The sequence below is a fragment of the Flavobacterium okayamense genome, assembly GCF_019702945.1.
GTDB classification, from domain to species: domain Bacteria; phylum Bacteroidota; class Bacteroidia; order Flavobacteriales; family Flavobacteriaceae; genus Flavobacterium; species Flavobacterium okayamense.
This window is the reverse complement of record NZ_AP024749.1, coordinates 2366587-2385517: the sequence shown is the minus strand read 5'-3', so window position 1 is coordinate 2385517 and position 18931 is coordinate 2366587. Positions and strand designations below refer to the sequence as shown.

The 18931-nt window shown below is 30.3% G+C and carries 19 protein-coding genes; 9 read left to right on the top strand and 10 right to left on the bottom strand.

Annotated elements, in window-relative coordinates:
- Positions 1 to 132: 132 nt before the first annotated feature.
- The 3 genes from KK2020170_RS11115 to KK2020170_RS11105 form a co-directional block, all read right to left on the bottom strand.
- Positions 133 to 969, bottom strand: coding sequence for an alpha/beta hydrolase (locus tag KK2020170_RS11115; RefSeq protein ID WP_221258401.1), 837 nt, complete (start codon positions 967 to 969; stop codon positions 133 to 135).
- A 5-nt stretch (positions 970 to 974) separates the two neighbouring features.
- The gene (locus KK2020170_RS11110) at positions 975 to 1970 is read right to left on the bottom strand and encodes a serpin family protein (protein WP_221258400.1); all 996 of its coding nucleotides are present in this window, start codon (positions 1968 to 1970) and stop codon (positions 975 to 977) included.
- A 127-nt stretch (positions 1971 to 2097) separates the two neighbouring features.
- Positions 2098 to 3165: a branched-chain amino acid aminotransferase gene (locus KK2020170_RS11105; RefSeq protein WP_221258399.1), complete on the bottom strand. Its 1068-nt coding sequence runs from the start codon at positions 3163 to 3165 to the stop codon at positions 2098 to 2100.
- A gap of 199 nt (positions 3166 to 3364) precedes the next feature.
- Here KK2020170_RS11105 and KK2020170_RS11100 point away from each other — a divergent pair, with 199 nt between their 5' ends.
- The 4 genes from KK2020170_RS11100 to KK2020170_RS11085 all read left to right on the top strand — a co-directional run bounded on the left by KK2020170_RS11100 (position 3365) and on the right by KK2020170_RS11085 (position 5370).
- Complete coding sequence (locus KK2020170_RS11100) at positions 3365 to 3874, top strand: DUF4920 domain-containing protein (RefSeq protein WP_221258398.1); 510 nt, start codon at positions 3365 to 3367, stop codon at positions 3872 to 3874.
- Positions 3874 to 4335: a hypothetical protein gene (locus tag KK2020170_RS11095; protein WP_221258397.1), complete on the top strand. Its 462-nt coding sequence runs from the start codon at positions 3874 to 3876 to the stop codon at positions 4333 to 4335. The genes KK2020170_RS11100 and KK2020170_RS11095 overlap by 1 nt, the downstream gene beginning before the upstream one ends.
- Positions 4336 to 4383: 48 nt before the next feature.
- Complete coding sequence (mnmC2, locus tag KK2020170_RS11090) at positions 4384 to 5049, top strand: tRNA (5-methylaminomethyl-2-thiouridine)(34)-methyltransferase MnmC2 (protein ID WP_221258396.1); 666 nt, start codon at positions 4384 to 4386, stop codon at positions 5047 to 5049.
- A 126-nt stretch (positions 5050 to 5175) separates the two neighbouring features.
- Positions 5176 to 5370: a hypothetical protein gene (locus KK2020170_RS11085; RefSeq protein WP_221258395.1), complete on the top strand. Its 195-nt coding sequence runs from the start codon at positions 5176 to 5178 to the stop codon at positions 5368 to 5370.
- A gap of 41 nt (positions 5371 to 5411) precedes the next feature.
- On the opposite strand, the gene KK2020170_RS11080 is transcribed toward KK2020170_RS11085, so the two are convergent.
- A complete protein-coding gene (locus tag KK2020170_RS11080; RefSeq protein ID WP_221258394.1) occupies positions 5412 to 6350 on the bottom strand; it encodes a LysR substrate-binding domain-containing protein in 939 nt (312 codons plus the stop codon).
- Positions 6351 to 6456: 106 nt separating this feature from the next.
- Between KK2020170_RS11080 and KK2020170_RS11075 the strand changes: the two genes are divergently transcribed.
- The 4 genes from KK2020170_RS11075 (at position 6457) to KK2020170_RS11060 (ending at position 9574) form a co-directional block, all read left to right on the top strand.
- Positions 6457 to 6936 (top strand): Dps family protein, encoded by a 480-nt coding sequence (locus tag KK2020170_RS11075; protein ID WP_221258393.1) that lies wholly within the window; start codon positions 6457 to 6459, stop codon positions 6934 to 6936.
- Between the two features lie 75 nt (positions 6937 to 7011).
- Positions 7012 to 7305, top strand: a complete 294-nt coding sequence (locus KK2020170_RS11070; RefSeq protein ID WP_221258392.1) for a hypothetical protein — start codon at positions 7012 to 7014, stop codon at positions 7303 to 7305.
- 41 nt (positions 7306 to 7346) lie between these two features.
- Positions 7347 to 8936 carry a SulP family inorganic anion transporter gene (locus tag KK2020170_RS11065; RefSeq protein ID WP_221258391.1) on the top strand — a complete coding sequence of 530 codons (1590 nt, stop codon included), beginning with the start codon at positions 7347 to 7349 and terminating at the stop codon, positions 8934 to 8936.
- 11 nt (positions 8937 to 8947) lie between these two features.
- Positions 8948 to 9574, top strand: coding sequence for a carbonic anhydrase (locus KK2020170_RS11060; RefSeq protein WP_221258390.1), 627 nt, complete (start codon positions 8948 to 8950; stop codon positions 9572 to 9574).
- On the opposite strand, the gene KK2020170_RS11055 is transcribed toward KK2020170_RS11060, so the two are convergent.
- Entirely contained in the window at positions 9571 to 10767 is a 1197-nt protein-coding gene (locus KK2020170_RS11055) for an LETM1-related biofilm-associated protein (RefSeq protein WP_221258389.1), read from the bottom strand. The two genes, KK2020170_RS11060 and KK2020170_RS11055, sit on opposite strands and share 4 nt — an antisense overlap.
- A gap of 91 nt (positions 10768 to 10858) precedes the next feature.
- Between KK2020170_RS11055 and KK2020170_RS11050 the strand changes: the two genes are divergently transcribed.
- Positions 10859 to 12076, top strand: a complete 1218-nt coding sequence (locus KK2020170_RS11050; RefSeq protein ID WP_221258388.1) for a cation:proton antiporter — start codon at positions 10859 to 10861, stop codon at positions 12074 to 12076.
- Between the two features lie 61 nt (positions 12077 to 12137).
- Here the strand turns inward: KK2020170_RS11050 and KK2020170_RS11045 are convergent, their stop codons facing one another.
- The 5 genes from KK2020170_RS11045 to KK2020170_RS11025 form a co-directional block, all read right to left on the bottom strand.
- Entirely contained in the window at positions 12138 to 13928 is a 1791-nt protein-coding gene (locus KK2020170_RS11045; protein ID WP_221258387.1) for an acyl-CoA dehydrogenase family protein, read from the bottom strand.
- A gap of 21 nt (positions 13929 to 13949) precedes the next feature.
- Positions 13950 to 15134 carry an acetyl-CoA C-acyltransferase gene (locus KK2020170_RS11040; RefSeq protein WP_221258386.1) on the bottom strand — a complete coding sequence of 395 codons (1185 nt, stop codon included), beginning with the start codon at positions 15132 to 15134 and terminating at the stop codon, positions 13950 to 13952.
- A 4-nt stretch (positions 15135 to 15138) separates the two neighbouring features.
- The gene (locus tag KK2020170_RS11035; RefSeq protein WP_221258385.1) at positions 15139 to 17529 is read right to left on the bottom strand and encodes a 3-hydroxyacyl-CoA dehydrogenase/enoyl-CoA hydratase family protein; all 2391 of its coding nucleotides are present in this window, start codon (positions 17527 to 17529) and stop codon (positions 15139 to 15141) included.
- Positions 17530 to 17538: 9 nt separating this feature from the next.
- Entirely contained in the window at positions 17539 to 17985 is a 447-nt protein-coding gene (locus KK2020170_RS11030; protein ID WP_221258384.1) for a MarR family winged helix-turn-helix transcriptional regulator, read from the bottom strand.
- 84 nt (positions 17986 to 18069) lie between these two features.
- Complete coding sequence (locus KK2020170_RS11025) at positions 18070 to 18831, bottom strand: DUF4382 domain-containing protein (protein ID WP_221258383.1); 762 nt, start codon at positions 18829 to 18831, stop codon at positions 18070 to 18072.
- Positions 18832 to 18931: the final 100 nt, after the last annotated feature.

Below are 18931 nucleotides of genomic sequence, written 5' to 3'. Positions count from 1 at the left end.
AAATTGTTGCTAACTAGTTTATATGCTTACCTTTATTCTGCATATACAACTAATTTAGATTACTATGCGGAACAATTTTTCAAATTTACTAAATTTCTAAAACATATTTTTAAATGTAGTTTAAAATCTATGTTATCTAGTATTAGTATAACCTTCAAATATAGCTGTAATACCATTATAAAAAGCAATTAATGGAACAGAACTATGGCTTTCATTTTCAAAGTATTCTAATTTTGCAGGTAACTTATCTTTGCATTTACTATTTAAAGATTCATAAAATCTTACATGACGATCGCGATTGTTAATATTTCGTTTTCCCCAATTTGCAGAAGCTATGTATATGTATCTTTTAAAGGAATTCTCAGTCATAGCATTAAGTTTTTTATCCATAGTTTCAGTGTCCCAAGTACCAAAACTTGGATCAATTGCAAGAAAAGAAGTAAATGATGAGTTTTCTTTCATATACGCATGAGTAGCCAATAATCCGCCAAGTGAATGTCCGAAAAGAATGCGATTAGTTGTGGTTCTATACTTTGAATCAATTTCGGGTAATAATTCTTTTTCTAAAAAGTTTAAAAAATTGTCACCACCACCAGAGTTGTTTTCACGAACGGTAATTATTTTGTCAGGAGTATAATCTCTTCGTCTATCAACATTATGAATGGCTACAACAATCATTTCAGGAATTTTCCAACTTCTATACGTATCTGAACTCATATAGTTTACCATTCCAGAAATGGATTTAAAAAACACATTACCATCAAGTAAAACAAGAATCGGATATTTTTTTTGGGAAGCTTCTTTTACATAGTAAGAATCTGGCAGACTTATTTCATAAATTCGTTCTTCATTAAGTATTTTGGATTGTATGGAATGTTTAGAGCCAATTACTTCTTGTTGGGTATTTTGCGAGTTTGATTCCTTAATTGCGATACAAAGAAATACAAGAGAAAAGATATATTTAGTCATTTATTTTATTTAACAATTTTTAATAATTCGTTATTTGCAATATAGACACCAAAATAAGGATTATTTGCATCTTTTCTTTTTAAAAATACAACAAAAGGCTTGTTAAAAATCAACATTTTAGGCTCAGGTTTTTCAATTATTTCCATCTCTTCTAATGCTTCAACTGCTGCGACAGCTTCACTTTCAACTTCAGCACCTTTTTCATTTAAGATAAAGGCATTTCGTTGATAAAAATCTTTTATATTATACAATTCATTATCTGAAAGAAATTGACTTCCAATGATTTCATTAAAATACTTTTCTAGATTAAATTCAATAATTGGTATTTCTACCTTATCTTCTTCATTGAATTCAATGTTATTTTTCTTTTGATTTAAAAAATAGGTATAATAAGAAATAAAATTTGATTCATTAGTTGAAATATCTTTATTCATAATGAGTATAATTTCATGTTCAGAATCACTTGGTAGTAACGATAAAGAAAAATCGTCTTCATTATTGTAATAATTTAACTTGGAATAATAGTGGTCTCCGAAAAAGCCAAAAGATTCCACTTTTGTATTTTCAAATTCAAGCGGTATTTCAAATTTATCTAAAGGAATTTCAAAAGGTAATGATTTCCTGAAATATGCTGTTGCGCTAATAAGATTACCTTCAATTTCTAATGTAGTTTTATATTCGTTTTTATTCAATACATCTTTAAAACTTTCACTTTCATTGATCTCATTCAGTTGATTACTGGTAAAACTTGATAAGTTGGGACCAATTTCATTTCTAATTTCTTCCCAAACAAATGGAATTGTAGCTCCATATATTGAATTTTTTTTAGGATTGAATGTACTTTCAAGAGTTGGTGAAAAATCAGTATTTTTAAGTTCTGTAATTTTTTTTACTTTTGGAAAAATACTCTCATCTTCAAGTGCTATAGGTTGTTCAACTTTAATTTCATTACAGCTAACAATTAACAAAAGTAATATGCTTAATGGAAAATATTTAATCATAATTTTATAATTTAACATTGATATATTTTAAAACTAAAAAAAATAAATTTTAGTATTAATCGAAATATAAAAAGGTTTCCAATTTGGAAACCTTTTAATCTTTTTACTGCGACTGTTCGCTGTAAAATTATATTTTAACCGTCCAGCCAAACGTGTCGTCTGCTTTTTTGTATTGTATGTTTGTTAGTTTTGCTTTTAACTCTAATGCCAATGAGTTTTCAAGTTTTGGTAACTCGTAATATTCTTCTTTGTAACCAAAACCTACAATAGGGTTTACAACCGCTGCTGTACCAGCTCCAAAGATTTCTTTTAAACTTCCATCTTTTGCAGCTGTAACTAATTCATCAACTAATACTGAGCGAACTTCAACGTTAATGTTTTCACGTTTTGCTAACTCAATTAAACTTTTACGTGTAATTCCATCAAGAATACGCTCGCTTGTAGGCGCTGTATATAAAATATCGTTAATTCTAAAGAAAACATTCATGGTTCCTGCTTCTTCTAATTTGGTATGTGTAGCATCATCTGTCCAAATTACTTGTTGGTAACCTTTTTCGTTCGCTAATTTCGTTGGATAGAATTGTCCAGCATAGTTTCCAGCCGCTTTTGCGGCACCAATTCCTCCATTTGCAGCTCTACTGTAATGTTCTGCAATTAAAACTTTAACTTCGCCAGAATAATACGCTTTTGCAGGCGAAAGTAAAATCATAAATTTATAAAACTGAGCAGGAGCAGCTACCACACCTTTACCAGAGGCAAACATGAATGGTCTTATGTATAATGAGTTTCCTTGACCTTTTTTAACCCAATCTTTTTCAATTTGTAAAAGCTTTTTCAATCCGCCTAAGAAAATATCTTCTGGAACTTCTGGCATGCACATACGAACAGCACTTTTATTAAAACGATCGTGATTTTGTTCTGGGCGAAATAACCAAACATCATCTTGATCGTCTTTGTAAGCTTTCATTCCTTCAAAAATTGCTTGACCATAATGAAAAACTTTAGCCGAAGGATCTAACGTAATTGGCGCATAAGGAACAATTTTAGGTTGTTGCCACTTACCATCTGCAAAATCACAAACTAACATGTGATCTGTAAATGTGTTTCCAAAAGAAATATTTTCAAAATCTACTTCATTAATTTTAGAAGTAGGTGACAATGTAATGTCGATGTTCTCTAAAGTTTTAATTTCCATTGATTGCTTAGTTGTCTACTTGATTAAATGTGAATTTAATAACTAAAAATCCAATTCTCGGACTTCTTCTGCAAATCTAACAAAAAATACAGAATTTTTTTGAGAATATTAAAAATTTAATTTAGAAGATTATTAACAATTCAATGCTTGATTTTTAAAGAATTAGCTTATTTTTGTCGAAAATTATTAAATAACTATTATGAAAAATATTGTACTTACTCTGGCTACAATTGCAGTTTTAGCAAGTTGTAAAAATGAAAAAACTCAAGATGTAGAAATTAATGAAGTTGTTGAAAATACTATTGAATATGCAGTTTTTGGTGATTCTATTTCAAAAGAAGGCGCTATTTCAGCTGAAGAGATGATGGCAAAATATAAAGATTTAAAAGAAGGTGATACTTTAAATGTAAAATTTACTACTGCTATTGATGAAGTTTGTCAGAAAAAAGGTTGTTGGATGACTTTAGATTTAGGAAACGAAGAACAAGCATTTGTAAAGTTTAAAGATTACGGATTTTTCGTTCCTAAAAATGCTCAAGAGAAAGAAGCAGTTGTAAATGGTAAAGCCTTTGTTAGTGTGGTTTCTGTAGATGAATTAAAACACTATGCAAAAGACGAAGGAAAATCGCAAGAAGCAATTGATAGTATTACTGAACCAAAAGTTACATATTCTTTTATGGCTGATGGTGTTTTAATTGCTATACAATAATGAAAAGAATTCTTTATTTATTTCTAAGTACATTAATCTTAGTTTCTTGTCAAGATAAAAAAGAAGAAGCTAAAGCAGATGAAAAAGTAGCTTGTGAAGCAGATTCTAAAACCAATGAAGATGGTTTTGAAATGTATGAGATGAGTGAAATGGCTGCTTTAATGGAACAAATGTATGTGGATAATGAGCGTTTAAAAGATAGAATTTTAAAAGGTGATACCATTGGTCAATTTCCACAACATTTTATGAGGATTCATGAAGCGGTTTTAACCGATGATACTGATAAAGACGACTTTTTTAATACGCAAGCAAAGAAATTCATTGAAGCACAGGAATTAATATATAAAGATCCTGAAAATGCTAAAGAACATTTTAATAATGGAATAGATGCTTGTATAAAATGTCACGAAGTAAAATGCGGCGGACCCATTCCGAAGATTAAAAAATTATACATCGAATAATAGTAAAAAGTTTAAGAGCAATCTTAAACTTTTTTATTTTTACGTCATATGCAAAGAAAAATTATAGTTACAAACGACGGTTCGGTTACCATTCATATAGAAGAATGGGATGAAAGTTATCATTCTAAACATGGAGCAATTCAAGAAGCTTATCATGTATTTATAAAGAATGGTTTAGATAACTTTAGAGATAATGATTCGGTTTCAATACTTGAAATCGGTTTTGGAACAGGATTGAATGCTTTTATAACCTTTTTAGAAGCTAAAAAAAGAAATTTAAGTATAAATTACGTTGGAGTAGAAGCATATCCAATTTCATCTGAAGAAGTTAACCAATTAAATTATGTGGAGGAATTAAAAGCTAGTGAATTTCAATTAACTTTTAATTTGATGCATAAAGCAGATTGGGATAAAGAATTTGAAGTTAATAATACATTTAAGCTCACAAAAAGAAAGCAATTTTTTAAAGATATAAGAGATAAAGAAAAGTATAACTTAATCTACTTTGATGCTTTTGGATTTAATGTGCAACCCGAATTGTGGAATGAAGAAATTTTTAAGAAAATGTTTGACGCACTTTTACCCAACGGAATTTTAGTAACTTATGCTTGTAGAAGTAGTATAAAAAGAGCTATGTTAAGTGTTGGTTTTCAGGTTGAAAAGCTTCCGGGCGCACCTGGTAAAAGGGAAATGTTACGAGCAATAAAAAATTAATATTGAAAGTATATCTTAACAATTCTTAACAAAATTTAAGATACTAAAACGTTTTCGTAAATATTTTTTTTATATATTTACCATACATTCTTATAAAGTTTAATCTAATTAATTCTATCTAAAAGTATGGCAAGATCGATGTATTCGTACACAAAATCTGTACTTGAAAGAGTAAGTTTTGACCCCAAACTATTCTGTAAAGAATTGGAAAAGGCTATTAAATTATTACTGCCTTATGAAGTTGACCAACTAAGAGACTGGCTATTTCAGTTTACTAAAGAAAAACCAGAATTAAAACAGTGTTTGATTTATATTAACTAACCTATAATTAAAAAGGAGCTAATCAAGCTCCTTTTTTGTTTTTATTTAGTTTTCGGACTAATTATTTCTACATCCTGAAAAGCGATTGCGCCTTTAATAACTCCAGAAATTGTATTTCTTAATGCATCAATAATTTGAATTTTAAGTTCATTTTTGGGATAAATTAAACTAACTTCTCTTGCTGGTTTAGGATCTTTAAATGATTTTAAGCGTTTTTTGCTTTTATCATTTAAATCTAGCGTATGTAAATAAGGTAACAAAGTTGTACCTAAACCTTCATCAACTAATTTGACTAAAGTTTCAAAACTTCCACTTTCTAATTGAAAATGACTATCAGCAATATATTTATTGTTTTTACAAAGATTAATTATTCCATTTCTAAAACAATGTCCGTCTTGAAGAAGTAAAATGTGGTCTAAGTCTAAATCGTTTATTTCAATTTCTTTTTTGTTTATGCTTGCATGATCTTCAGCAATATAAGCGACAAAAGGTTCATAGTATAAAACAATTTCTTTTAAGCTTTCTTCTTCTAAAGGTGTTGCTGCAATTGCACAATCTAAATGCCCTTTTTTTAGCTTAGAAATAATTTCTTCTGTAGTTAGTTCTTCTATTATTAGATTAACCTTAGGATATTTATGAATGAAATTATTTAAAAACATTGGTAAAAGAGTAGGCGTAATCGTTGGAATTATTCCAACTCTAAATTCACCACCAATATACCCTTTTTGTTGGTCTACAATATCTTTAATTCGCCCAGCTTCGTTAACAATATTCTTAGCTTGAATGACAATTTTTTCTCCAATTTCAGTTAAAGAAATTGGTTTTTTACTTCTGTCAAAAATTTGGATTTCAAGCTCATCTTCTAATTTTTGAATTTGCATACTTAAAGTTGGTTGAGTTACAAAACACTTTTCGGCAGCCAAAGTAAAATTTTTATGTTCAGCAACTGCTAAAACATAATGAAGTTGGGTAATTGTCATATAAATAATTTTGATGCAAATATAATAACTATCAATTTGATTTATCAACATTAAACCTTAAGATTAAGTAAATTTGTAGTAGAATTAATATAAAATATTATACAAAATGAAAACAAACACACTAGGATTACCTTTAGAAGAAACGAAAAACTTAATAAATGACTTAAATATATTACTAGCTAATTTTCAAGTATATTACCAGAATTTAAGGGGATTGCATTGGAATATTAGAGGGAGAAAGTTTTTCGAATTACACTTAAAGTTTGAAGAATTATATAATGATTCTCAACTAAAAATAGATTTAATTGCAGAACGAGTTTTAACTTTAGGAGGAACTCCATTACATACTTTTTCAGATTATGTTGAAGTAAATCAGTTGCAAGTTGGTAAAAACATTAACAATGATGAAGTCGCGGTAACTCTTGTTGTTGATTCATTAGCTAAGTTACTTCAAATTGAAAGAAAAATTTTAGAAGATTCAGGAGAAATTAACGATGAAGGTACAAATTCAATGATGAGTGATTTCATTACCGAACAAGAGAAAACAATTTGGATGATGAAAGCTTGGTTAAACGAAGCAGTCTAAAAAAATAAAGCCTCATTTTGAGGTTTTTTTTATTTTGTTTAACAAGCAAGGCTTCATTTTTGTAAATTTGTACAGATGAAGTTTTTTATAAATATAGTTTTAGTATTATTTATCGTTTTTATTGCGATGCCAACTGTTGTTGGAATTGTTGATAAAAAAGTTGATACTTCATATTTTTATAATATAAATGAGGAAGAAGAAGAGAGTATTTCATCTTTTAATGAAATTAAGATGGTTAACAACGAATTTAACTTTTGTTTTAATTTGTCTCTTGAATCAAATTTAATAAGTTTCTTTATTCCTATCAATGAAAATATTAACTGTAAATATTCATCTACAATTTTACTACCTCCACCTGAATTAATTTGATAACTTTAGGTTAAACAGTTATTAAATTAAAAAATACATTTATGTTCAAATATTTAAAAAACGATATTCCTGCGAGTATTGTTGTTTTCTTTGTAGCGCTACCACTTTGTTTGGGTATTGCTTTAGCTAGTGATGCACCACCACTTTCAGGATTAATTGCAGGTATTATTGGTGGTATAGTTGTAGGGTTTTTTAGTGGTTCAAGATTAGGGGTTAGTGGTCCAGCAGCAGGACTAGCAGCTATTGTTGCTGCTGCAATTGGCACATTAGGAAGTTTTGAATTATTTCTTTCGGCAGTAGTTTTAGCTGGAGCAATACAAATTTTTTTCGGAGTAATCCGAATGGGAATTATTGGTTATTTCTTTCCAAATAGCGTTATTAAAGGAATGCTTTCTGGAATTGGAATTATAATTATTCTTAAGCAAATACCACATTTCTTTGGTTATGATTCTGAACCTGAAGGTGCTGATAGTTTTATTGAAAAATCTGGGGAGACTACACTTTCTGCATTAGCTCATATTACTGATAATATTACTTTAGGTTCCATGATTATTGGTATAGTTGGTATTGTAATTATTTTATTTTGGGATAATATTTTATCAAAAAAACATGCCTTTTTTAAAATTTTACAAGGCTCATTAGTAGCAGTAGTTGTAGGAACAATTCTTCAAGTTGTATTTAGCTCTAATGAAGCATTGAAAATTGAAAGTTTACATCTTGTACAAGTGCCTGCCCCAGAAAAACTATCAAATTTTATTGATTATTTAAGCTTTCCTGATTTTAGTCAAATTTTTTCAAAAGATGTTGTTTTAATAGCCTTTACATTAGCATTAGTGGCTAGTTTAGAAACTCTTTTAAGTGTTGAAGCTACAGATAAATTAGATCCTGAAAAAAATGTAACACCTACTAACAGAGAATTATTTGCTCAAGGATTTGGAAATATTGCATCAGGACTAATAGGTGGTTTACCTATAACCCAAGTAATAGTTAGAAGTTCTGCAAATATACAGTCAAATGCAAAATCTAAATTATCTGCAATTATTCATGGTTTCTTATTATTGATCTCTGTTTTAACCATTCCGATGCTATTAAATCATATTCCAAAATCTGTTTTGGCTGCAATTTTAATTTTAGTTGGATATAAATTAGCTAAACCTTCGTTGTTTAAGAAAATGTTTAGCTTAGGTTGGACGCAATTTGTTCCTTTTATAGTTACTATTTTAGTAATTGTATTTAAAGATTTGCTTTGGGGAATTTCAATTGGTTTAGTAATTGGAATTATTGTAATTCTTGTGAAAAGTTACCAGAATTCTATGTTTATGAAAATATCTGAAATAGATGCTGGAAAAACGACTAAGCTTGTTTTAGCAGAAGAAGTTACATTTCTAAATAAAGCTACAATTCAAAAAGAATTGTTTAATTTACATGAAAATAGTTCATTGGAACTAGATATTAGAAAAACAAGATATTTAGATTACGATGTAGTAGAAATTATCGAAGATTTCTTAATACAAGCTAGAAATAAAAATATACACGTACATTTGCTTTCAGAAAGAGGTAATGTTGATAATCCCGAAAGTTTTATAGAATTTTTAAAACTCGATAAAATTAAAACAAACGAAACTAACTAAATAAACCACAAATGAACATTCAAAAAATTTTTGAGAACAACAAGGAATGGGTAAAATCTAAATTAGAATTAGATAAAAATTACTTTAGTGAATTATCTGAAGGTCAAAGCCCTGAAATTTTATACATAGGTTGTGCAGATAGTCGTGTAACTGCTGAGGAATTAATGGGAGTTGCTCCTGGAGATGTTTTTGTACACAGAAACATTGCTAATCTTGTACCAAATACCGATTTAAGTTCTATGTCGGTTATCGAATATGCAGTAACTCATTTAAAAGTAAATCATATTGTTGTATGCGGACATTATTATTGTGGTGGTGTTAAAGCAGCTATGCAATCTGCAGATTTAGGAATTTTAAACCCTTGGTTACGTAATATTCGCGATGTGTATCGTTTGCATAAAATAGAGCTTAATGCAATTGAAAATGAAGAAGAACGTTATAAGCGTTTGGTTGAACTAAATGTTGAAGAGCAATGTATAAACGTAATTAAAACTGCAGCGTATCAAAAAGCACATAACGAAAGACCTATTTCAGTTCATGGTTGGGTTTTCGATATTCATACTGGAAAATTAATTGATATTAAAGTCGATTTTGAAGAAATATTATCTAATATTATGGAAATCTATAAATTAGATTAATCTTCTAAATTTTCATTAAAAGCCGAAGGTAATAATTGCGGAATATATTTTATTAAAATTGGTAATAAAATTCCGCCACCTGGAAGTAAAAAAATAGTTAAAGACGGAATAGTTTTACAAATGTCGAGTAGCTGTTTTTTTACTTTCTTTTTTTCATCTTCATCCAATTCTCTATTAGTTGATTGTGCTAAAAGAACCATCAACTCTTTACTTTCTGTTATTTCCTTAATTAGTCTTTTTTTATTTCTGTTAATAAGTTTTGTAACAGTCTTATTTGTTTGGTCGTAAAAATGTTTTACAGGATTTGAATAATTAAAATACGGAATTTCATCCTTGTAATTCTGAATAAAATCATCAATATTTTCACAACTTCTTGATATATCATATTGAGCTAAATCTAGCTCTTTTGCTACTCTTTGTAAGAAAAATGTTTCAGAAATATCAAGCTTTTCATCGCTCCAAAGCGCCATTTCAGTTATGTCTAAAAGGTATAGTTTTTCAATCTCAAAGATGTATTTTTTTAAATTTAAATCTACTAATGAAGTTTCTTGTAAAGCATTAATTTTTGTGTAACGAAGTGAGTTTTCAAATAACTTTATTAATAACTCATCATATTTACTTTTATTAATTTTAACTTTAAAAGCAAGCATAATTAGATTGATACAACATTGCTCAATTTCCTTAATGTATTTAGATGTAATAGAACCTTTTATAAGAAAATAATGAAAAGCCAAAACATCTATAAAAAGTAATGCATTTGTAATTATATGGGAAAAGTTCCTGCTTACAAAATTTGCATTTGTTTGTACTCTGTTATTAATTATTGCTTCAAGCTTACTACTGTTATTTCCGCTTGGTAATAATTTATTTAAAAAGTTATAGTTTTCGTGTTGAACTACCTTATAAAAGGAATTAATTTGTTGGATAAATTCTTCACAATCTGTAGATTTTTTTACAATAACAAAAACTGAAAATAATGAATTAAGTAATGCAATTTTTGTAATTTCATCTTGTGAATTACCTTCTAAAGGCAAATTGAAATTTAAAGGAACAGAAATGGTATACCCATATATAAAACCTGATTCACGTATTTTTTCATAAAACAAATGATAGTCATTTTCATAATTTTGAAAATTACTATCACATTCTTGAAAAAACTTTTCAATCCAGCCGTTTATAGAAGGGTTTATCATAAGTAAATTGTGCAAACAAATTTATAAAAATCTTTGGCCAATGAGAGTAAATATGCAAACATTTTTATATCTTGCTGAAAAATGATTTCCTATGAACTTTGCAATTATAATCACAGTTTGTGTGTTATTGTTACTTGCTTATTTATTTACAATTACTTCTTCAAAGACAAAGATACCTTCGGTTGTTTTATTGCTTTTATTGGGCTGGGCTGTTAAACAAGTAACGGGTGTTTTACATATAATTGTTCCAGACTTAAATCCGTTATTACCTTTTTTTGGTACAATAGGATTAATTTTAATTGTATTAGAAGGTTCACTAGAATTGAATTTGAATAGAAGGAAGTTACCTTTTGTTGGTAAAACATTCATTACAGCAATTGTACCTTTAATTATTACTGCATTTGCAATTGGACATTTTTTTTATTATTTCCTTGATGCAGATTATAAAGACGGACTTTTAAATGCAATTCCTTTGTGTATAATTAGTAGTGCCATTGCAATATCGAGTGTAGGAAACTTAAATGTATTTAATAAAGAATTTGCAATTTATGAAAGTAGTTTGTCTGATATTATTGGGGTGCTATTTTTTAATTTTCTAGCTTTAAATTCAGTTATTGATTTAGATACTGTAGGACATTTTGGACTTCAAATTTTGATAATGTTGGTAATTTCATTTATTGCTACAGCCTTTTTGGCGTTCTTATTAAGTAGGATAGACCACCATGTTAAGTTTGCACCTATTATTTTACTAATTATCTTAATATTTGCGATTTCTGAAATTTACCATTTACCGGCATTAATTTTCATTATGCTATTAGGATTATTCATGGGTAATTTTGATGAATTAGAACGCTTTAAATTCATTCAAAAGCTAAAACCTAGAGCTTTAGATAAAGAGGTAACCAAGTTTAAAGAATTAGTTATTGAAGCAGCATTTTTAGTTCGTTCGTTATTCTTTTTGCTATTTGGTTTTTTAATGGAAACAGAAGAAGTTTTGAATCCTTATACTATTGAAATAGCAATAGGTATTTTATTAGTAATATATTTAGTGAGAGCTATTCAACTTAAGATTTTTAAAGTTAAGTTAATGCCTTTGTTATTTATAGCACCAAGAGGATTAATCACAATTCTTTTATTTTTGAGTATTCCTGTAGACAGTAAAATTCCTATAGTGAATAAGGCTTTAATTATACAGGTTATTGTGTTATCGGCTCTAATTATGATGGTAGGTTTAATATTTAACAAACAAGACAAAGACGAAAAGAAATTAAATTTAAATGAATTAGAAAACGACGACAATGTTCAATAAAAAAAAGCTGTCATAATTGACAGCTTTTTTACAAACAAACTAAACCAAAACATGCTGTTACTTAAAAGCAGTATTTATTTTCCGCAATTAATTTAGCAGCAATTTTTTCACGTAATGCCACTACATTTGGCATATTTGTATATTTTGTAAAACGTTTAAGTCCCATTAACATCATACGTTGTTCGTCGCCTTCAGCAAAAGAAACAATTCCTTCTTTTCCTTTTTGGTTAACGATATCAACCGCTTTGTATAAATATAATTGAGCCATAGCAATCTGTTCTTGAACTTTATCAGCACCTTCTTTCTTAGCTAATTTTTCAGTTCTAAGAATAGTACTTTCCGCCATGTAAATTTCAATTAAAATATCAGATGCTGCCATTAATAATTGTTGGTGAGATTCTAATTCTGGTCCGTATTTTTGAACCGCAGCACCAGCTACCATTAAGAAAACTTTTTTCAATTTGGCAATTAACTCTTTTTCTTCTGTAAAAAGTTCTGAATAATCAGGTACATTAAAAGAAGGAATTCCCATTAATTCTTCAGCTACAGCCATAGCCGGACCTAATAAGTCAACATGACCTTTCATAGCTTTTTTAACTAACATCCCTACAGAAAGCATTCTGTTAATTTCGTTAGTACCTTCATAAATACGAGCAATACGAGCATCTCTCCAAGCACTTTCCATTGGTGCATCTTCAGAGAATCCCATACCACCAAAGATTTGGATACCTTCGTCTGTACAATTTTGTACATCTTCAGAAACAGCAACTTTTAATATAGAACACTCTATAGCAAATTCTTCAACACCTTTTAATTCAGCTTCTTGGTGAGAATTTCCTTCTTCAACGCGAATGTTGATTCTTTTTTCAATATCTGAAGCAGCTCTATACGTAGCACTTTCACCAGCATAAGCATTCATTGCCATTTCAGCTAATTTAGATTGGATAGCTCCAAAACTTGAAATAGGAGTTTTAAACTGAACTCTTTCATTGGCATAATTTACAGCAGTTCCAACCGTTCTTCTTTGCGCTTCTAAACAAGCAGCTGCTAATTTAATACGTCCAACATTTAATGCATTCATAGCGATTTTAAAACCTTCACCACGACCTGCTAACATATTTTCTACAGGAACTTTAGTTTCATTAAAGAAAACCTGACGAGTAGAAGAGGAGCGAATACCTAATTTGTGTTCTTCATCTCCTAAAGAAATTCCGTTTGAAGGATCATTTTCAACAATGAATCCTGTAATATTTTTATCATCCTCGATACGTGCAAATACTATAAATACATTACAAAATCCAGCATTTGAAATCCACATTTTTCCACCCGTAATTTTATAATGAGAACCATCTTCAGATAAAACGGCTTTTGTTTTTCCTGAATTTGCATCAGATCCAGCACCTGGTTCAGTTAAACAGTACGCACCAAACCATTCTCCCGAAGCTAATTTTGGAACATATTTTTGTTTTTGTTCTTCGGTACCGTATAAAGTAATTGGCATAGTTCCGATTCCAGTATGTGCACCAAAAGCTGTCGAGAATGAACCTGTAGCGCCAGAAATATAATCACATACTAAAACCGTATTGATGAAGCCCATTTCCATTCCACCGTAAGCTTCAGGAACTGCCACACTCAAATAACCTAATTCTCCAGCTTTACGCATTACTTCCTCAGTAAGTGCATAATCTTTCTTTTCGAAACGCTCTTTATTTGGCCATAATTCTTTGTCTACGAATTCGATGACTGAATCACGCATCATAATTTGCTCTTCAGAAAAATCTTCTGGAGTGAAAACATCTTCACATTTTGTTTCTTTTACAAGGAATTGTCCTCCTCTTAATATATCTGCCATGTCTTTATAGTTTTAAGTTGATTATTTTAAGAATTCATAAATTGCAGCAGCACCTTGTCCAGTACCCACACACATAGTTACCATTCCATATTTATTATTACGTAAACGCATTTCATCAAATAATTGAACAGCTAATTTTGCTCCGGTACATCCAAGAGGATGTCCTAATGAAATTGCACCACCATTAACATTAATAATTTCTGGATTTAGATCTAATTCGCGAATTACAGCTAATGATTGTGATGCAAATGCCTCATTTAATTCGATTAAATCAATATCTGATTGCTTTAAACCAGCTTGTTTTAATGCTTTTGGAATAGCCTTCACTGGACCTATACCCATAATTCTTGGCTCAACTCCAGCTGCAGCATAATTTACTAAACGAGCAATCGGTTCAAGGTTTAATTCTTTAACCATTTCTTCGCTCATAACCAATACAAATGCAGCGCCATCACTCATTTGAGAAGAGTTACCAGCAGTAACGCTTCCATCAGCAGCAAATACAGGACGTAATTTAGCTAAGGCTTCAACAGAAGTTCCAGCTCTAGGACCTTCATCTTTTTTTACGGTATATGAAGTTGTTTCTTTTTTTCCGTTTTCATTTACAAAAGTGTGCTCAACAGTAATAGGAACAATTTGTTTGTCAAATTTACCTTCTGCTTGAGCTTTTAATGCTTTCATGTGTGAATTGTAAGCAAACTCATCTTGATCCTCACGAGAAACATTAAATTGTTGCGCTACAGCTTCTGCAGTTAATCCCATTCCCCAATAATAATCTTCATGACCTTGAGCAGCTACTTTATAATCAGGAGTAGGTTTATAACCACCCATAGGAATATAACTCATGCTTTCTGCACCTCCAGCAATAATACAATCAGCCATTCCCGATTGAATTTTAGCGGTTGCCATTGCAATGGTTTCAGAACCTGAAGCACAATATCTATTTACCGTAACACCTGGAACATCTTCAATTTTTAATCCCATTAAAGAAATTAAACGACCAACATTTAATCCTTGCTCTGCTTCAGGCATGGCATTACCAACCATAACATCATCGATACGTGTTTTGTCAAAATTTGGCAATTCACTCATCATGTGCTCGATAGTTTCTGCAGCTAGTTCATCAGGTCTTTTAAATCGGAATACACCTTTTGGTGCTTTTCCAACCGCTGTTCGATATGCTTTTACTATATATGCTGTTTTCATGTTTTTAGTTTCTTAATGGTTTTCCTTTAGTTAACATGTGTTGAATTCTCTCTAGAGTTTTACGTTCTGTAGTTAAACTTAAGAAAGCTTCTCTTTCTAGATCTAATAAGTATTGTTCGCTTACTAGTGTTGGTTCAGATAAATCACCACCAGCCATAACATAAGCTAGTTTATTAGCAATTTTCTTATCATGTTCTGAGATATATTTACCAGCTTCCATACTATCTGTTCCAACTAAGAACATACCTAGAGCTTGTTTACCTAACACTTTGATATCTTTTCTTCTCATAGGTTGTGTATACCCTTGTTCAGCCATTTGTAAAGCTACTTGTTTAGCTGTTGCAATTTGACGGTCTTTGTTTACTACAACAATATCTTTACCTTTTTGTAAAACTCCTGTATCGAATCCTTCATATGCAGAAGTGGCCACTTTTGCCATACCAACGGTTAAGAAGTACTCTTGTAAAACGTTTAATTCAACGTCATTTTTACGGAAGGTATCTGCAGCACGTAATGCCATTTCTTTAGAACCACCACCACCTGGTATTAATCCAACACCAAATTCTACTAATCCAATGTAAGTTTCAGCAGCAGCTACAGCTCTGTCCGCATGCATGGTTAATTCACATCCACCACCAAGTGTCATTCCGTGTGGAGCAGCAATAACAGGAATAGCTGAATAACGACAACGCATCATAGTGTCTTGGAACATTTTGATAGCCATGTTCATTTCGTCATATTCTTGCTCAACTGCTAACATGAAAATCATTCCTAAGTTGGCTCCAACTGAGAAGTTTGCATCTTGGTTACCAATAACTAATCCGTTATAGCCTTTTTCAGCCATATCAATAGCTTTATTGATTCCTTGAAGCACTCCAGCACCAATTGAATTCATTTTAGAAGTAAATTCTAAATTTAAAACACCATCTCCTAAATCAGTAATGATAGATTCGTTATTGTTCCAAATTTTTTTGCTTTCGCGAATATTATTTAAGATGATAAATGCATCTTGCCCAGGAATTTTTTCAGCAGATTTTGAAGGAATAGAGTAGAAGTAAGTAGCTCCATCTTTTACGGAATAGAAAGATTTGTTTCCAGAAACTAACATTTCGGTAACCCAAGCAGCTGGTTCATAACCTTCCGCTTTCATCATTTCAATTCCTTTTTCAACACCTACAGCATCCCAAATCTCGAATGGTCCATTTTCCCAACCGAAACCAGCTTTCATAGCGTCGTCAATTTTGTAAAAAGCATCTGTAATTTCAGGAATTCTGTTTGAACAGTAAGCAAACATTGCTGAGAAGTTTTTACGATAAAATTCTCCAGCTTTATCTTTTCCACCAACTAATACTTTAAATCTATTAATTGGTTTGTCAATTGTTTTTGTTAATTCTAAAGTGGCAAAAGAAGCTTTTTTACTTGCACGATATTCTAAAGTATCTAAATCTAATGAAAGAATATCTTTTCCTTCTTTTTTATAAAACCCTTGTCCTGTTTTACTTCCTAACCATTTGTTTTCCATCATGGTATTGATGAAACCAGGAAGTTTAAACAATTCGTGAGCTTCGTCATTAGGGCAATTTTCATAAATACCATTGGCAACATGAACTAAAGTATCTAAACCAACAACATCAACTGTTCTAAAAGTAGCTGATTTTGGTCGACCAATTACTGGACCAGTTAATTTATCAACTTCTTCAATTGTTAATCCCATTTCTTTTACTTGGTGGAATAAACTCATGATTCCGAAAATACCAATACGATTACCTATGAAAGCAGGAGTATCTTTGGCTACAACTGAAGTTTTGCCTAAGAATTTTTCGCCATAACCATTTAAGAAATCTAAAACTTCTTGTGAAGTTTTTGGTCCAGGAATAATTTCGAATAATTTTAAGTAACGCGCTGGATTAAAGAAGTGCGTTCCACAGAAATGTTGTTGGAAATCTTCGCTTCTTCCTTCACTCATAAACTGGATAGGAATACCAGAAGTGTTAGAAGTAATTAAAGTACCAGGTTTTCTATATTTTTCAACTTGTTCAAAAACCGTTTTTTTAATGTCTAATCGTTCTACAACAACTTCAATAATCCAATCTACATCAGCAATTTTTGCCATGTCATCAGTTGTATTACCAGTTGTGATTCTGTTGGCAAAACTTTGATGATAAATTGGTGAAGGTTTTGATTTTAAAGCATTAGCTAAGTGTTCGTTTACAATTCTGTTTCTAACAACTTTACTTTCAAGTGTTAAACCTTTTTTTTGTTCAGCATTTGTTAGTTCTCTAGGAAGGATGTCTAAAAGTAATACTTCTACACCTACATTTGCGAAATGACATGCAATACCACTTCCCATAATTCCAGAACCTATAACAGCAACTTTTTTAATATTACGTTTCATATTATTTGGTTATTCTTTTGAATTGGTAAATATTTTTTTATCAGATATTAAATCGTTAATTATATCAGCAACTTCCATAAAATGAAGTAATTTCTCTTCAGAAATATTGTCTCGAATTGTATCGTTAAACTTTAAAACTGTCGTTTTTGATAATTCTCTTTTTTCTAGTCCTTCTTTAGTTAAATGAATTAATACACCACGACCATCTTCAGGATTTTTTTTACGAATTATTAGGCCTTTTTCTTCCATCGACTTTAAAGTTCTAGTTAAACTTGTTGCCTCCATCCCCATTTTAGGGCCTAATGCTGTTGATGGTGTTCCTTTATCTCTATCAATACTTAACAATGTAAATCCTGTAGCCATAGTAGCACCATATTTTGATGCTTCTTCATTATACATTCTTGCAACTGCTTGCCAAGTTGAGCGAAGTATATAGTCAATCGTTTTATCTTTCATAAGATAATTTTGTAAATTTGTACCAAATATAAAAAAAAATACTATGCATGCATAGTATTTTTTAATTTTTTTTTAAATTTAATATTAAGGAATCACTACAACGCCTAAATCTGTATTTGAACCAGCCATTACTTCGACATTTTCAATTGTTATTGGTAAATAAGGATCTTCAGGTGTTATTACAAAAGTGTAAGTCCCGGGATTTAAACCTGAAATTACGAACTCACCTTGGTCATTTACAATTGTTGTATATTCTACACCGCTTGACGAAACTGCTGTTACAGTTGCAGGAATACCAACAAGTGAGATAGATCCAGATACTGAACCATTAATTTGAACATTAATCACTCTAAGTACCGGTTTTAATGAATATGTGCCATTTCCTTCAATAACGATTGATTGATGAGCATCGAAATCAATTAATAAAGTATTTTCGATATTTGCAGATAGCGTTTGGTTAACATTTAATTTTAAACCTGATTGTTGTGCACTAGGGGTACTTAAAGGATAAGTTTGCCCATCAATGACAACTGAATTGTTCGGACCTAAAATTAATCGAACTTGTGAAACATTAGCTTCTGTAATTACATCAGATGCAATTTCAATACTAAAACCATTAGACAATTCTAATAAATCATAAACTTGTGCTTGTGTATCTAATGTGAATGTTTCTCCATTAGAAGATTTAACTTCAACACCTTGTACATCAATATATACTGCATCGTAAGGTGCAGGTGCATCTGTCATTCTTACTTTGTAAGTGTATGTTTCATTTGATTCTGAATCATCACTACATGAAATAAAAAGAACTGAAACTAATCCTAATAATAAAAATAACTTTTTCATAGCAAATTTGTTTTTAAATTAATATGAAACAAATTTCGTTATTCGAGTTATCTATTTTGTTATAAGATTTTTAGAAAATCTTTTAAAACTTTTATTTCAA

Excerpts from the sequence above, each read along its gene's own strand:
- KK2020170_RS11115 (WP_221258401.1), bottom strand. The coding sequence starts at position 969 with ATGACTAAATATATCTTTTCTCTTGTATTTCTTTGTATCGCAATTAAG.
- KK2020170_RS11100 (WP_221258398.1), top strand. The coding sequence starts at position 3,365 with ATGAAAAATATTGTACTTACTCTGGCTACAATTGCAGTTTTAGCAAGT.
- KK2020170_RS11030 (WP_221258384.1), bottom strand. The coding sequence starts at position 17,985 with ATGAAAGATAAAACGATTGACTATATACTTCGCTCAACTTGGCAAGCA.
- KK2020170_RS11110 (WP_221258400.1), bottom strand. The coding sequence starts at position 1,970 with ATGATTAAATATTTTCCATTAAGCATATTACTTTTGTTAATTGTTAGC.
- KK2020170_RS11080 (WP_221258394.1), bottom strand. The coding sequence starts at position 6,350 with ATGACAATTACCCAACTTCATTATGTTTTAGCAGTTGCTGAACATAAA.
- KK2020170_RS11035 (WP_221258385.1), bottom strand. The coding sequence starts at position 17,529 with ATGAAACGTAATATTAAAAAAGTTGCTGTTATAGGTTCTGGAATTATG.
- KK2020170_RS11050 (WP_221258388.1), top strand. The coding sequence starts at position 10,859 with ATGAACTTTGCAATTATAATCACAGTTTGTGTGTTATTGTTACTTGCT.
- KK2020170_RS11105 (WP_221258399.1), bottom strand. The coding sequence starts at position 3,165 with ATGGAAATTAAAACTTTAGAGAACATCGACATTACATTGTCACCTACT.
- KK2020170_RS11040 (WP_221258386.1), bottom strand. The coding sequence starts at position 15,134 with ATGAAAACAGCATATATAGTAAAAGCATATCGAACAGCGGTTGGAAAA.
- mnmC2 (WP_221258396.1), top strand. The coding sequence starts at position 4,384 with ATGCAAAGAAAAATTATAGTTACAAACGACGGTTCGGTTACCATTCAT.
- KK2020170_RS11025 (WP_221258383.1), bottom strand. The coding sequence starts at position 18,831 with ATGAAAAAGTTATTTTTATTATTAGGATTAGTTTCAGTTCTTTTTATT.
- KK2020170_RS11095 (WP_221258397.1), top strand. The coding sequence starts at position 3,874 with ATGAAAAGAATTCTTTATTTATTTCTAAGTACATTAATCTTAGTTTCT.
- KK2020170_RS11085 (WP_221258395.1), top strand. The coding sequence starts at position 5,176 with ATGGCAAGATCGATGTATTCGTACACAAAATCTGTACTTGAAAGAGTA.
- KK2020170_RS11060 (WP_221258390.1), top strand. The coding sequence starts at position 8,948 with ATGAACATTCAAAAAATTTTTGAGAACAACAAGGAATGGGTAAAATCT.
- KK2020170_RS11065 (WP_221258391.1), top strand. The coding sequence starts at position 7,347 with ATGTTCAAATATTTAAAAAACGATATTCCTGCGAGTATTGTTGTTTTC.
- KK2020170_RS11070 (WP_221258392.1), top strand. The coding sequence starts at position 7,012 with ATGAAGTTTTTTATAAATATAGTTTTAGTATTATTTATCGTTTTTATT.
- KK2020170_RS11045 (WP_221258387.1), bottom strand. The coding sequence starts at position 13,928 with ATGGCAGATATATTAAGAGGAGGACAATTCCTTGTAAAAGAAACAAAA.
- KK2020170_RS11075 (WP_221258393.1), top strand. The coding sequence starts at position 6,457 with ATGAAAACAAACACACTAGGATTACCTTTAGAAGAAACGAAAAACTTA.
- KK2020170_RS11055 (WP_221258389.1), bottom strand. The coding sequence starts at position 10,767 with ATGATAAACCCTTCTATAAACGGCTGGATTGAAAAGTTTTTTCAAGAA.